We start from the raw sequence: 15,325 nt of genomic DNA, 5'->3' as shown, positions 1-15,325 counted from the left end.
CAAAAAAACGTAATGCATGATAAACAGCAGAGATTGGTCGAAACTTATGAGTGATAAGTTTACTCTGGGACAGAGTCACCCATTGAAACCTCCGACTAAGGATAGCGCAAAACCCAATAAAAGAGAGCAACAAAACCACAGACCCACCATCGAAAACACTACAAGTTATTGATACAATAGTAATTTAACTAGATACATTAAAATTACACTTAAATGAATTGATAAATAAAATATTATAATACAACAAAATCATTGCAAAATGGTTGCGCATAACCTCTAATAGGTTGCTAACTTTCAATAGGGGTGATACCTATTAAAAGTTAGTAATACATAATAAAAATATAATATTTAGCAGTGTAAATACTGTTAAAAAAATATTTACATGGACTTACTAAGGGAAGGAAATAATGAAAAAATCAATTAATACTAAGGTATTACCTCTTGCGTTAGCAATATCCAGCGCGCTATTTACTCAGTATGGTTTTGCTCAGGAAAATAAATCAATTGAAGTGATTGAAGTTTCTGGTATCCGTAGCAGTTTGATTGAATCAATGGATTTAAAGAAAAACGCGTCATCTATACAAGATAGTATTGTTGCTGAAGATATCGGTAAATTTCCCGATCAAAACGTTGCAGAATCATTACAACGCATCACAGGTGTAATGATTTCTCGTACCAACGGTGAAGGTGCAAAAGTTACCGTACGTGGATTTGGCCCTAAATTTAACTCAGTTCACCTTAATAATCGTGTTGTTGCGACAACTGACAGAGGCCGGGAGTTTGACTTCCAATCTTTACCTTCTGAACTCATTTCGGGTGCTGATGTAGTTAAAGCGTCGAGAGCGAATATTGCTGAAGGTAGTTTAGGTGCCTATGTAAATATCAGAACAGCTCGACCTTTAGATAAAGCTGGCTTTCAAGCCGCGGGGTCTATTAACGCAAAATATAATGACCTAGCTGAAGAAGTTGATCCTAAAATATCAGCAATTGTGAGTAATACTTTTGTAGATGATACTGTTGGTGTGTTATTTGGTCTTTCTCAATTAGATGTTACCAACCGTATAGACAGCGCAGGCGCTAACCGTTGGGCTTTTTTTGATGCCGCCGACACCGTTTTTGCTCCAGGTCCTATTACTGATGAAGCAGGCAATGCCGTTACTAGTGGCAGTATTTGGTTTCCAGGTCGCGCATGGTACTCAATGGATACCGAGTCTAGAAAACGCACGAGTGCTAACTCAACCATACAGTGGGCTCAAAACGATGATCTCACTCATACATTTGACGTTTTGTATTCAAAGCTAGATCGTGAAGCGTTTGGTAATGGGATCCAAGTACCTACTCAACGTGATGGTTTCACTGATGTTATTGTATCTCAGTACGGTACAGCCTTAGCAGCAACAAAAGCAGCAAGTCCTATTGATGGCCGCTTTCAAGTTGAAGGTCAAGAATCTGAACAAATAGCAACAGGCTTTAATAGTAAGCTTTTCCATGACGAGTGGACATTTGAGCTCGATTTATCTTACTCGAAAGCTGAAGCAACAGAGAATCGCGGTGCCTATATTCCACATATCGTTAACGCAAGTGTAGACCAAAGTGTACTTCCGGGCGATCCAGGCTACCAAGCTAATCAAGAATTTGGTCTTATTTTAGATGAAGATTATATTCGTTACGACAGTCGTGGAGGTGATGTAATTAATGTGGAATCAACCCTAGACTGGTCTGATCCCGCAGCAGTTCGAGCGCATTGGAATGACGTTGCACAAATGGAAAGAGAAGATGAAATCAAGTCAATTAAATTTGATGTTAATTACCAGTTAGATAAGGGTATTTTTACTTCTATTGATGCAGGTATAGCAATCAGCGAGCGTAAAAAGTCACAAACGGCATATCGTATTGCAGACAGTTGTGTGAACCTTGCCTTGCCTGAAGCTGAGCAAGTACGTACTTGTAACTCAAGTGCCGACTTAGATGACAGTATATTTGCTATAAACAGTAACAATGGTTTTTTAAGCGATGTAGCAGGTAACTTTCCTCGTGACTTTGTCTTAATTAACGATTTAAATGCTTTTACAGATGCTATTGGCCAAATTCGTAAAGAGTCTAATTGGAATGAAACGTCAGTTCGACCAAATGAAACTGTTTCAAACACCGAAGATATTGCGGCACTATATGTGCAACTAAATATGGAAGGTGAGCATTCATTATTTAACTGGAGTGGCAATGTTGGCTTCCGACAAGTAAAAACTAAAGTCTCTTCAGTTGGTAATGCTATTGAACTGTTGGAAGTAGTTTCAGTTTTAGGTGGCTCTGAAGGAGGTTTAATTGATGCAACCTATACTGAACCTGCGTTTTTAACCAAAGAAAATGACTATTCAAATTTCTTGCCTAGCGCTAATGTCAGCCTTGATTTTAACAATGGTTATTTCCTCAAAGCAGGGGCAGCTAAAGTTATGACACGCCCAGCTATAGAAGATATCGGTGTAAACCGTTCATATAACTACGAACGCGCAACTGATGCATTCCAAACGGGTGGTAACCCAACGCTTGAACCGTATGAAGCAACTCAGTTTGACCTGTCGCTAGAGTACTACGCAGAAAATGGTGACGCATATAGTCTCGCGTTCTTCCGTAAAGATATTGCAACATACATCTCTACTAATACTGTTCAAAGAAATGATCAATTTATCATTGATAAGCTCGATGCTAACGATAATGTTATACAAGTACCGCTAGTAGAAACAATTACTGAAAAAAATAATCGTGACGGTGGTACGGTAAACGGAATTGAAATTGCAGGTTTGCATTACTTTGATTACTTACCTGGCTTCCTTAGTGGTTTCGGTATTCAAGCAAACTATACCTTCACTGACAGTAGCGATGACAATGCTGATACATTTACGCAAGACGGTGTCGTCGCACCAGGTAATGGCTTAGAAGGCTTGTCTGAAAATGCTTATAATATTATCGCCTTTTACGATAAAGATGCCTTTCAAGCACGTATTGCTTACAACTGGCGTGAAAGTTTCTTAGAATTTCGTCAAGGTCCTATTTTAGGCAGTAATGGCATTCCTCAACATGTTGAAGACTATGGTCAATTTGACTTTAGTACATCATATGACATCAATGAAAACTTCACTATAAATGCTGAAGTGATTAACTTAACCGATGAAAGTAACTTACGTTATGCTGATGTAAGAGAGCGTGTGGTTAATTTAGCTTATTCTGGTCGTCGATACCAAATTGGTGTCTCTGCAAAGTTTTAGGTTTTAAAATTGAAATAATGTTAAATAATCAAACAAGCTCTAGGTGTTAGTATAGAGCTTGTTTTTTTGAAAAGTATAAGAGGATGGTAATGTCTAACGAACAGCAAATAAAAACCTTTGTGATTGTCGGAGGAGGAACCGCTGGTTGGATATCAGCGGCTATTTTATCCAGAGCCTTATTGAATCTGCCTTGCAAAATCCGTTTAATAGAGTCACCTCATGTACCAACTATTGGTGTTGGCGAAGCTACCATTCCTTCTATAGTAGATATGCTCGAATACTTAAAAATTCCTCTAGCTGAATTTATATTAAAAACCAATGCAACATTTAAACTCGGTATTAAGTTTTGTGATTGGCATAAATTAGGCAGTCATTACTGGCATCCATTTGGTCATGTTGGCAATAAAATAGAGGGTAAACCCTTTTATCAACATTGGCTGAAAAACAAGTTAAATGGGGGGACGTCTGAATTTACTGATTTTTCTCCTGCTATTGCATTAGCCAAACAAAACCGATTTTTCATACCTGATCCACAAAATCCCACTAATTTATCAGCATCCACGTATGCATTACATTTTGATGCAACCTTAGTGGCTGAGTTTTTATCTCAATACTGTCAAAATAACAGCGTTGAGCATATCAAGGGCCATGTCCAAAATGTTGTGTTAGATACACAGGGTAATATCAGCCAATTAACGCTAGAAAATGGAGCGCTAGTCGACGGCGACTTTTTTATCGACTGCAGTGGCCAACAATCGCTTTTATTAGGCAAAGCCTTAAGAATTGGCTACGAAAATTGGCAACATTATTTACCAGTAAATAAAGCAGTGGCTGCACAATCTAAAGTGATGCGCCCTCTGCCCTCTTTTACCTCTTCATTTGCACATGAACACGGATGGAGATGGCAGATACCATTACAAAATCGCACAGGTAATGGCTATGTATATTGCGACCAATATTGCAGTGATCAACAAGCTCAAGATCTACTTGCAAAAAATGTTGGTGATTTTATAACAGAGCCCAGAATTATTTCATTTACAACGGGTAAACGACACAAAATGTGGCATAAAAACTGTCTAGCTGTTGGCTTGTCATCAGGTTTTTTAGAGCCATTAGAGTCCACCAGCATTTACTTGATAATGAAAGCCATGCTTAACTTTGTGCAAACAATACCCAGTAAAAAATTGCATCAAGCACCGATAGATGAATTTAATCGTAAAATGGATCATGAATATGAATGTATTCGCGACTTCATTGTATTGCATTACAGTGAAACCAAGCGTACTGATTCCCCTTTTTGGCAAATGTGGCAAAACTTAGCAATACCTGATTCCCTCGAAACAAAACTCGACTTATTTCGTTCGCAAGGTCAATTATTTCATGATACTGATGATTTGTTTGCCACAGATAGTTGGTATTCTGTATTGGAAGGAATGGGTGTACGCCCTAACGAATATGACCCGCTTATCGATGCGTCTGATTATTCAAAAATTCAACAAGCGCTAGTAAGTTCACAAATAGCACTCGATCAAAGTGCGGCTAAAGCCCTTGAACACATGGCTTATATTAAAAAAATAAAATTCTAATCGCTAATAAAGCAGGCCATTTCATGTTTAAAAAAATAAAAATCAACTATTTATTATTATTCGCTTTATCTTATTCATGGCATGCCATGGCTGATCACATTAACTATACGCCGAACGAATTAATAAACACATTTGATCTACTCGATACGAATAAAAACAAACTGTTAGAGGTGTTTGAATTCAAAGCCCAGAATAGGGATATATTCGAACATGTGGATATAAATCTTGATAACAAACTTTCGAGTAAAGAATTTAAAGCCTACTTTATTTATCAAAATAGAATAATTAAAGAACGTAAAAATATAAAAAATGAACAAGCACACCTGAACATAGCTTATGTTGAAAACGGACATAGGCGACAAAAACTCGATTTGTATATTCCCGACAATCTACAAACTAAACCTATGCCCTTAGTTATTTGGATTCACGGCGGTGGTTGGAAAAGAGGCACTAAACTGCTTTTAGGTAAACAAATAGCGTTACTTGAACAAGGTTTTATTTTAGCGTCAATCAATTATAGATTGAGTCGTCACGACACCTACCCAGCACAATTGCACGATGTAAAAGCGGCTATACGCTTTTTAAGACACAATGCTAAAACCTATGGCATTGATCCCAATAGAATAGGTATTTGGGGAGCTTCAGCGGGTGGGCATCTAGCTGCTTTAGCCGCTACAACGGGTGATGATGCTAGCTTAGAAGGAAGCTTAGGCGTAACTAATGCTTCTAGTAAAGTTCAAGCTGCAGTTATTTGGTATGGCCCTAGTGACATGTTAAAAATGTTTGAACGACGAAAAAACTCGCAGCCTATTGGGACGAATTTATTGAGATTTCCGGTGCCTAAACTCTTCGGCGGTACACCTGAAACACATGGGCAACTATATCGCCAAGGTAGTGCTATTAATTATGTAACGCCCAATGACCCACCCTTTTTAATTATGCACGCAAATAAAGATCCCATTGTCCCTCTGGATCAAAGCAAAATTTTGCATCAAAGCTTAACAGATAACCAAGTATCCAGTGAATTTTATATCGTAGAAGGTTCAAAGCACGACTTTTTCAGAGGGGATGAAGAACACAAAATACTTCATCAATTTTTGACAAAAAAATTAATAAACAATTAATAAAAAATAAGCAGTTATATATTTATGAAGAATATGCCCCTATTTCTCGCTGTTTTACTCTGTAGTGTATTTAACGTTATATCACTTAATTCATATGCAGAAGACTATAAAGTACATGCCCCTTTTAATAAGCCGATCCTAAACGCTAAAGCAGGGGATATTCTTTCGTGGATCGATCCCGAAAAAGCCATCAGTGCTGTTGCTTATCATAAAGGGCTTTTAATAACCCCGTTAAGCTTTGACTTTGGTGGTGGTATTGGTGAAGGCGCTTTAGCGGCTTACAATGTTGATGATCCTACCAACCCTAAAACCGTTTTCGACTCACGAGACTACCCTAATATTTACCACAACAATGAGTCAGACAAACATTATTTAGGTGATTTAGGAGAAGTACATACACTATATTTTCATAAAGATTATTTATATTTGACTGATAGAGGTAAAAACCGCAACGGCTTTATAATTTTAGATTTAGGGCCTTTATTTGATGACGACCCTAAAACGTTACCTAAAGTTATATCTCGTTTTTATTTTCCAGGGGTTGAAAAATCTACCGTTTATGACGGCTTTAGTTTTTCACCTGTTTGGGTAGGCGGGAAATATGCTTTTGCCCCTACAGGTTCTACTGGTTTGTATATTATAGATACAACTAACTTAGAAAAACCGAGATTACTTAAACACTTAACCAAAGATAAATTATACAATCAAGTATTACGATCTGCTCATGCGATAGGCGACTTATTAATTTTATCACCTACGGCAATTGCAAGCACAACAGGTGATATGGTGTTGCTTGATATAAGTGATCCCAGTAACCCATTCCTGATTAACCGACATACTATTAAAGTAGGATATCAAGGCATACTTTATGGTTCTCGTTTTTACAATGGTGCATTTTCGGGTGATAGAGGTACCGCGAAAACATCTGAAATCATCACCTATGATTTTTCTGATGTTGAAAACATTAAAACAATTGAACTTGCCACTACCGATCAATTATTCAAGCCTGAATACATTTATGTGAAAGATGATGATTTATATATTGGCCATTACCCTGGTTTAACAAAATGGTCAGTTAATCAGGATAAAGCGACTTTAGAAACCAGAGCAGAGCCACAATACCCACCTGCTGACGATTATGCCTTTATTTCATCGCTAGGCAACCTAACCGTTATTACCTCAGACCATAATGTAAGGAGCAAATTAAGCATTGCTGCTGCCAGTATACCCCCTGATACTACAGCCCCTAAAGTTAACTATATTTTACCGAAAAAAGGTGAGAAAAACGTATCTTTGCTTTCAAAAATTGGTATTTCATTCTCAGATTTTATTGATAATGGCAGCCTAGAGTTTGGCGCAACTTACCTTATTGAAAAAGCCACAAAGCAAGTCGTGCCAAGTAGTTTTAGTCATGGCATGGGAATAGTGCACATCGTTCCTAAGGCACCTTTAAAAACTAATACATCGTATGAAGTTATCATTACTTCAAACTTAAAAGATACTGTTGGCAACGCTTACCAAGGTGAAGAAATTGTTACTTACTTTTCTACTGGTGATCAGTTAAATGAATTTAGTAGTGAATTAATCGTTGATGAGCCTAAAAAAGTGGGTGATAACGTCACGTTTACCGCTTCAGTCAAAAGCATGAATAGCACAGCAGATTTCAGCTATGCATGGAACTTTGGTAATAACACACCAAATACAGAGTTTAGTGGCTCTGCATCTATTAAAACAACATTCGATAAAGCCAATAATTATAACGTTACGCTCATCGTTAAAAATAAAAAGACTAAGAAAACAATTAAAAATTCAGCGATACAAGTTATTTATAACCCCGTTCCAAATGAGCGCCCTCTTTCAAGTTCAACAATGGTACTAGACGAGCACATAGCACAACTTTATGTCGTTAACCCCGATAATAATACCCTAACAGCCATAAGCACTGATTCTGGAAAAGTTATTTATGAGCAACCAACAGGAAAGAATCCCGTTGCTTTAATACAAATAGATGACCAATTATGGGTAAGTAATAAAGATGACGACAGCTTAAGTATTCACAACAAAAAAACAGGTGAATTATTTAAAACACTACCATTAGGTTATGCATCCACGCCTCACGGCATTACCTTTAATAAAATAAAAAAACGTGTTTATGTTGCGTTAAGTGGAGCAGCTAAGGTTCAAGAAATTGATAGTCGCTCATTAAAATTAACACGAAATATCAAATTAAAAGGCCCTTTAAGAAACCTAGCATTTCTCCCGCATAATAACCTATTGATCGCTCCACAGTTTATCGCAAGCAACCAACAAGGTGCTTTTGTTCAATGGGTAAACACGGATAAATGGAGTATTGAATATCAACAACGCTTGTCTCCTATTATGGACCCTGACGGTTTATCTAATGGCCGTGGTTACCTAAATTATTTAGGGCCTATTGCAGTAAACCCTGAACAAAATACATTTTGGCTTCCAGGTAAAAAAGACAATTTATTTAGAGGACTTAATCGTGATGGTAATGCCTTAACCTTTGATCATACCGTTAGAAGCATTGCTTCAGCATTTAGCCTTGATAAAAAAGAAGAAATTAAAGCCTACCAAATAGATTTTGATAACAGTGATTTTGCCTCTGCTGCCACCTACAACAAGCTAGGTAATATCCTTTATATTGCCACCATGGGCAGCCAAACAATAACCGCGATTGATGCGTATCAACCTAATAAACAATCTACATTTAATAGTTATGGTGAAGGCACCATTTCGTTAATACCAAGTAAAGATGGTTCTAAGCTATTTGCTCATAACCAATTGTCTCGATCCATTTCAGTATTTAATAGCAAAGCTAACGGCCATTTACAATTTGAAAATCAATGGAAAACCGTTAATCATGAATTGCTTTCTAGCGATATTTTGCAAGGTAAGCGTATTTTTCATAATTCAACACAAAGTCATTTATCCCGCGAAGGTTATATGAGCTGCGCTAGTTGCCACAGTGATGGTAGCCATGATGGACGCATCTGGGATTTATCTAACTTGGGTGAAGGGTTAAGAAACACCATAGATTTACGGGGTAAATCAGGTATGAAACACGGTTTATTACATTGGACAGGTAACTTTGATGAAGTACAAGATTTTAACGATCAAATAGTTAACCTAAATGGCGGTACCGGTTTTTTATTTGATGCGGTAAAACCTAGCAATATGCATTTATTTCCAAGTAAAGCCGGCATTAATATTGAGCTAGATAATCTTGCAAAATACGTTTCATCGTTAGATAAATACCCAAGAAGTCCCTATAAAAAACCTAATGGTACTTATACGTCAGAAGCCATAGAAGGGAAAAAACACTTTATTAATTTGCAGTGTAATACTTGTCATGTGGGCTCAACGTATACTGACAGCATGAGTGGTGTTAGGCATGATATAGGCACAAAAAGCCAATCTTCAGGTAATCGATTAGGGGAAGGTTTAGATGGTTTCGATACGCCTAGTTTAATCAGCCTATGGCAAAGCGCCCCCTATTTACATGATGGTTCAGCTAAAACCTTAAATGATGTATTTCAAGCAGGTAAAGGTGAACCAGCAAAGGCACACAATATATTCAATCAGCTTAATAAGGTTGAGAAAAACGAATTACTTGCTTTTTTACAGCAGTTAGACAGCGAAGATAAAACTAACTTATCTGCTTTCAAACAGTCTCTTGATTATGTTTACCAATATAGTAAAAAGAAGCAAAACGTTGGTAAAGGCTTTATTCCTGATATAGATGCAGCAGATGCCAAGCAGTTAAGTTATAGCATTATATCGTCGGTATATAGCAAGCTGTTTTCAATTGATGCGCAAACGGGAGATATAGTTTTTCACTTTAAAGAAGTCTATTTACGTAATATATCGAACAGAGTATTGAAAACAAAAAGAAGTTACCCTTTAACTATTTTAGCCAAAAATACTAGTAATGAAGAGTCTTATAAAATAAACATTAACATCAATATATTATTTCCAAATATAGATTTAGATAATGTATCGCTTAATAAATACAAGCGTTATAACACGGTTTTAGATAAAGGAAAAAAACTATCTAAAAAAGAGCAAGAGCACTTAAACCAAATAAATAAAAGACTTTATAAAACAGAAAGTAAACTCATCGAAAATCTGTAGATGGACCCATTAATGAATATACCAATAAAAAGCATGTGTATAAATGTACTTATTGCAACGATAGCGTTAAGTACTAATTTCGCTTTAGCTAAAGATGATATTTCGGTACAAACTAAACCTAATATTGTAATCTTTTATGTAGACGATTTAGGTTATGGTGATATTAGTTCGTATGGCGCAACAAGCGTGAATACACCTAATATTGATGAGCTTGCAAAAAATGGCATACGCTTTACTGATGCTCATAGTTCATCTTCAACATGCACACCTTCACGGTATTCATTATTAACCGGTGAGCATGCGATTAGAAATAAAGCGCAAATATTAAAGGGAGATGCACCGTTAATAATCTCGGTAGAGAAACCAACACTGCCTAAAATGCTAAGTAAAGCTGGCTATACCAATGCGGTTATTGGCAAGTGGCATTTAGGACTGGGTGATGGCAACGTTGATTGGAATAATAAGGTATCACCAGGTCCTTTAGAAATAGGATTTGATTACAGCTTTTTGTTACCTGCCACAGGTGACCGAACGCCTACTGTGTATTTAGAAAATCATCATGTGCTTAATTTATCTAAAGAAGACCCTCTATCTGTTAGTTATATAAAAAAGATAGGCGAACGTCCTACAGGCGAAAATTACCCTGCACTTTTAAAACAACAAACTTCCGATACTATACATAATAAGTCGATTATTAATGGTGTTAGCCGCATGGGATGGATGAAAGGTGGTAAAAGCGCTGAATGGAAAGATGAAGATTTTTATTCAGTTTTTACCAATAAAGCCAATCAATTTATAGAAAAAAATAAAAAGTCCCCTTTCTTCTTATTTTTTTCTTTTCATGACATTCATGTTCCTCGATTACCTAATAAAATATTTCAGGGAAAAACGGATATGGGACCAAGAGGCGATGCCATTGTTCAAATGGATTGGATCACAGGTCAAATTGTCAATAAACTAAAATCAGTCGGTATTTTAGATAACACCTTGGTTATCTTTACCAGTGATAACGGTGCTGTTGTACATGATGGTTATTATGATGATTCTATTAGATTACTTGGCGATCATAAGCCGAACGGCATATACAGAGGCTCAAAGTACAGTGCTTATGAAGCCGGCACCCGCGTTCCTACAATCATTCATTACCCTAATGCAGTTAAACCGGGTGTAAGTGATGCCTTGATGAGCCAAATTGATATTTATGCTTCATTAGCAAAGTTAGTTAAAGTAGACCTAGCAAAAGATGAAGCAATTGACAGTGAAAACCATTTAGCTGCTTTTTTTGATGCAAGTAAATCTGCACGTAGGCTATTAATTGAAGAGTCCCCCGGTGCTTTATCGTTAAGGGAAAACAATTGGAAGTACATTCAAATCAGTAAAAGAGCGAAGAAAGGCAAAAAATCTAAAAGAAAAATGAGGCCGGTTAACGGTAATAATGTTGAACGTGGCTATTTAGCTGAAGTGCAATTATTTAATTTAGAGACTGATGTTGAAGAAACGATAAACCTTGCGAAACAAGATCCTAAACGCTCAATAAAAATGAAAAAAATAATACAACAAATATTAAACAAAACAGAGCGGTAAAATTAATATCCTAAGGCATGTAATTCGTTACACCGCATGAAAAGTTCTACTTTGTAAAAATATAAACACACAATAACCACCTTGAAATATAATATATAAAGACCAATAGTGACCCTGTAACAGATTTTGTTAAAGGGTCCCAAAGGACATAATTGCGCTCATATTCTATTCTTTAATAATGCCCTCAATAGCTGTTAACTCATCCATGGTAAAATCTAATTTACTCATTGCTTTTACGGAATCAATAATTTGTTCTTTCGAACTTGCGCCGATTAAACACGTCGTTACTGCGTCATTATTTAACGTCCATGCGATTGCCATTTGAGCTAAACTTTGCCCACGCAGTATAGCCAGTTCATTCAGCGCCCGTACCTTAGTCATTTTTTCTGCAGTAATATGCTCTTCACTTAAGTGGATGATGTCTTTACTGTGAGCTCTTGAATTTTTTGGAATGTCATTAAGGTACTTATTGGTTAATAACCCTTGAGCAAGCGGAGAGAAAACAATAGAGCCAATGCCATTTTCTTTTAATACATCAGTTAATCCATTTTCAATCCAACGATCGAACATATTATATCTTGGCTGATGAATTAATAATGGCGTACCTAGACTATTTAATATCTCTATGGCTTTTTTTGTTTGCGCTGGTTGGTAATTAGAAATACCTACATAAAGCGCTCGACCTGAACGGACAATATAGTCTAGGGCTTGCATCGTCTCTTCAAGTGGCGTTTCAATATCCATTCTGTGGTGATAGAAAACATCGAAGTAATCAAGTCCTGTGCGTTTTAAGCTTTGATCGCAACTTGACACTAAATACTTACGTGACCCGCCATCGCCAAAAGGACCTGGCCACATATCATACCCAGCTTTACTTGAGATAAATAACTCATCTCTGTAAGGGCTTAAATCTTGTTTAAATACCTGCCCAAATGTTGACTCAGCTGCGCCATAAGGTGGACCATAATTATTCGCTAAATCAAAATGATTAATCCCTGAATCGAAAGCGGTTTGTATCATGCCACGGGCATTTTCATAAGCGTTGCAGGAGCCGAAATTTTGCCATAATCCCAAAGATAACCTTGGTAGTTTTATACCACTGTTTCCACAGCGTAGATAAGGCATGTTTTTGTATCTATCTATGTTAGCTGCATAAATTGAGTTAGGTTGATGAGTGATCACAGCTGCCTCCTAAGGCATTTAACATTTGTAGGAAAATATGAGTATAAGCTCAATATAAATATAGCTCTATCGCTATTTTAAAATTCTGTATATTAATCAATCTAAAATAGTTTTAGCCGTTTAGCCGACGAAACAATGATAACAATAATAATCCTGTGAATAATACTGACATTGTTCCTGCCGACGATTCATCCTCTTTAACCACTTCAATAACCTCTCCTGCTAAAACTTCAATATTGCCGCCAGTGTCTGTTGCATCAACTTGGCAGAGATCGCCAACACCGTTGTTATCTGAATCTTTTTGCATCGGGTTAAAGGTCGACACACAATTATCTAAAACATCAGAAAATCCATCGCCATCTTGATCATCAAAAATTGGACACGATACCTCAGGCACAGGTAAGTCGGCTAAGCTACAGCCTCTTATTTTCATGCTATTTAAAGTGAAATTTTCACTGTGTAAAAATGCATCATTTAATCGCGTGATTGGACCATAATTAATTTCATAACAACCATTATCTTCACCGCCAATACAACCAGAGGCTACATTGGCAATATCGTTAATTACACCAATAGAACGACCTGAATACGATTCAAAATCTGGATAACGACAGCTAGTACGAATTTTATTCCTTTCTTCACAAGCAAAAAAGGGTAAATCTTTACCTTTAACTTGCGCTAACTCTCCACCTTGAACGGTTATACCGCCAATATAAGAGCGACTATCAAAACTACCTAAATTATCAACGGTACCTGGTTTATCATCTAAAAAACCTTTTGCAACACGCACAGCATAAGTAGAGTTAATTGCTGTTATACCTTCAACATCAATAATGCCTTGATCAACTCTATGCGGCGAAGTAACCATGGCAGTATCGCCATTAACAATCTTAATGTTACGACCTACAATGTCGTTAAGCGTGCCAATATTTACAAGGTTAACTTCTCTAACACCTGTTTCTAATCTTAGCGTTACACCGCCCTTACCTGCTAAGTTTTTAAAGAGCACCGTTCTACCTGTTTGCGTTTGCACCAACCCATAACCAACATGTGCATTCTCTATGCTGATATTTTTAACTATGCCATTGGTCGGTATATCAGCAATATGTAAACTGTCAGGTAAATTCAAAACAACGCCTGAAAATTTAGAATAAGTATCGTTAATTTTTATGCCTGATATTTTAAAGTTTTTTGCATCACTCACCTCAAAAACTTTAACACCGTTATAATCGCCTTTGGGTATATTAACGCTCAACCATTGACTACTATCTTCAGAGTCTTCAGAGTCTTCAGCAGTAGTGGTAACAGCTACATTTTCTACATGCTGCTGGTTACCCATATGGAACATAATAATATTTTTACCAGTCGCACTTTCGTCCAAGAAAGGTAATAGCGTTGAATTGGATGTAAATGCTAAGTGCACATTAGATTTCAAGCGAATGTCTTTTAAGTAATATTGACCGTCACCTATTTGTAAAGTACCACCACCATCGGCCGACAGTTGAATGATTTGTTGATTCAGTAACTCACTATCAAGAAATGAATTGTCTCCACTTAACTCTACAGATAACTCATAGGTCGGGATCAGATCGGTATAAAAACGCTCTTCGTTGTCTGTTAATCGTTCCGCTTGGCACGTCATGCTTACCAACGCTGTTGCCAATATCGCAATAGTTTTCATATTGTACCCTTTCTTATTGTTACTTTGAGCTTTTAGCCTTATTAGAGGTTTTTTATATTCTAATAAAGTAAATAAAATTGAGCCTGTAGGAAAAAATAAAACCTAACGCTTATCAAAGCGCTAGGTTGGATATTATCGTTTGAATTATTCAATTAATGCTAAAACGAGTGCTTTTTAGGTTTCCTATATAAAGCAGCAAACGCAAAAGCAAACAAAGCAATACTCGCAGGCTCTGGAACTTCATTCGCAACAATTTGTACTGAGTGTTGGATGTCAAAAGCCTGGTCAAAGTAACCTGGTGAATCACTGATAAAGAAATAAGAAACATTAAAATCGAACCTTCCTATTTCAGTAGCAACAAAACTTAATGTCCCCAAACCAAGCACCATATCGGTCAGTGAAAAAGGAGCTTGGCTGCCATAAGTGCTTAAGCTATAGGTCCATTCCTTAAATAAACTGTCAAATGATACAATTGGATCAGCATCTACATCGGTAGTGTATAGACCAGATAAATACGCTGAATCAAAAGTGCCCTTGTTGTCTGAAAACATAAAGTAAGTAGCCATATCGAAATTTTTATCGAGCAAATTACTTATCGGTTCATTTTTTTCTAAACTCAGGTTGATGTTAATGGTGTCCCCAATGGCATAATTGTCAGCGTCTGAATTAACAATAAGCCCAGCAACGCTATGAAAACTACACACAAGCAAACAGAAAGTTAACATTACATTTTTCATAATAAAATCCCTG

At 36.8% G+C, this 15,325-nt stretch carries 8 protein-coding genes; 5 read left to right on the top strand and 3 right to left on the bottom strand.

Features of this window, described 5'->3' with window-relative positions; genetic code table 11:
• The first annotated feature begins 407 nt into the window (after nucleotides 1–407).
• From A3Q33_RS17935 to A3Q33_RS17915, 5 genes are all read left to right on the top strand, one after another.
• A complete protein-coding gene (locus A3Q33_RS17935) occupies nucleotides 408–3,263 on the top strand; it encodes a TonB-dependent receptor (protein WP_081181144.1) in 2,856 nt (951 codons plus the stop codon).
• Nucleotides 3,264–3,352: 89 nt separating this feature from the next.
• Nucleotides 3,353–4,849: a tryptophan halogenase family protein gene (locus tag A3Q33_RS17930; RefSeq protein ID WP_231295723.1), complete on the top strand. Its 1,497-nt coding sequence runs from the start codon at nucleotides 3,353–3,355 to the stop codon at nucleotides 4,847–4,849.
• Between the two features lie 23 nt (nucleotides 4,850–4,872).
• Nucleotides 4,873–5,973 (top strand): alpha/beta hydrolase, encoded by a 1,101-nt coding sequence (locus tag A3Q33_RS17925; protein WP_081181142.1) that lies wholly within the window; start codon nucleotides 4,873–4,875, stop codon nucleotides 5,971–5,973.
• A 24-nt stretch (nucleotides 5,974–5,997) separates the two neighbouring features.
• Entirely contained in the window at nucleotides 5,998–10,128 is a 4,131-nt protein-coding gene (locus A3Q33_RS17920; protein ID WP_081181141.1) for an Ig-like domain-containing protein, read from the top strand.
• A gap of 12 nt (nucleotides 10,129–10,140) precedes the next feature.
• Nucleotides 10,141–11,712: a sulfatase family protein gene (locus tag A3Q33_RS17915; RefSeq protein ID WP_081182756.1), complete on the top strand. Its 1,572-nt coding sequence runs from the start codon at nucleotides 10,141–10,143 to the stop codon at nucleotides 11,710–11,712.
• Nucleotides 11,713–11,877: 165 nt separating this feature from the next.
• Here A3Q33_RS17915 and A3Q33_RS17910 read toward each other — a convergent pair whose 3' ends face one another.
• The 3 genes from A3Q33_RS17910 to A3Q33_RS17900 form a co-directional block, all read right to left on the bottom strand.
• Entirely contained in the window at nucleotides 11,878–12,894 is a 1,017-nt protein-coding gene (locus A3Q33_RS17910) for an aldo/keto reductase (RefSeq protein ID WP_081181140.1), read from the bottom strand.
• A 112-nt stretch (nucleotides 12,895–13,006) separates the two neighbouring features.
• Complete coding sequence (locus tag A3Q33_RS17905; protein ID WP_081181139.1) at nucleotides 13,007–14,575, bottom strand: thrombospondin type 3 repeat-containing protein; 1,569 nt, start codon at nucleotides 14,573–14,575, stop codon at nucleotides 13,007–13,009.
• A 158-nt stretch (nucleotides 14,576–14,733) separates the two neighbouring features.
• Nucleotides 14,734–15,312, bottom strand: a complete 579-nt coding sequence (locus A3Q33_RS17900) for a PEP-CTERM sorting domain-containing protein (RefSeq protein ID WP_081181138.1) — start codon at nucleotides 15,310–15,312, stop codon at nucleotides 14,734–14,736.
• Nucleotides 15,313–15,325: the final 13 nt, after the last annotated feature.

It is taken from the genome of Colwellia sp. PAMC 21821, assembly GCF_002077175.1.
Taxonomy (GTDB): domain Bacteria; phylum Pseudomonadota; class Gammaproteobacteria; order Enterobacterales; family Alteromonadaceae; genus Cognaticolwellia.
This window is presented reverse-complemented; position numbering and strand designations above follow the sequence as displayed.

Coding starts and splice junctions, on each gene's coding strand:
- A3Q33_RS17935 (WP_081181144.1), top strand. CDS start 408: ATGAAAAAATCAATTAATACTAAGGTATTACCTCTTGCGTTAGCAATA.
- A3Q33_RS17930 (WP_231295723.1), top strand. CDS start 3,353: ATGTCTAACGAACAGCAAATAAAAACCTTTGTGATTGTCGGAGGAGGA.
- A3Q33_RS17925 (WP_081181142.1), top strand. CDS start 4,873: ATGTTTAAAAAAATAAAAATCAACTATTTATTATTATTCGCTTTATCT.
- A3Q33_RS17920 (WP_081181141.1), top strand. CDS start 5,998: ATGAAGAATATGCCCCTATTTCTCGCTGTTTTACTCTGTAGTGTATTT.
- A3Q33_RS17915 (WP_081182756.1), top strand. CDS start 10,141: ATGAATATACCAATAAAAAGCATGTGTATAAATGTACTTATTGCAACG.
- A3Q33_RS17905 (WP_081181139.1), bottom strand. CDS start 14,575: ATGAAAACTATTGCGATATTGGCAACAGCGTTGGTAAGCATGACGTGC.
- A3Q33_RS17900 (WP_081181138.1), bottom strand. CDS start 15,312: ATGAAAAATGTAATGTTAACTTTCTGTTTGCTTGTGTGTAGTTTTCAT.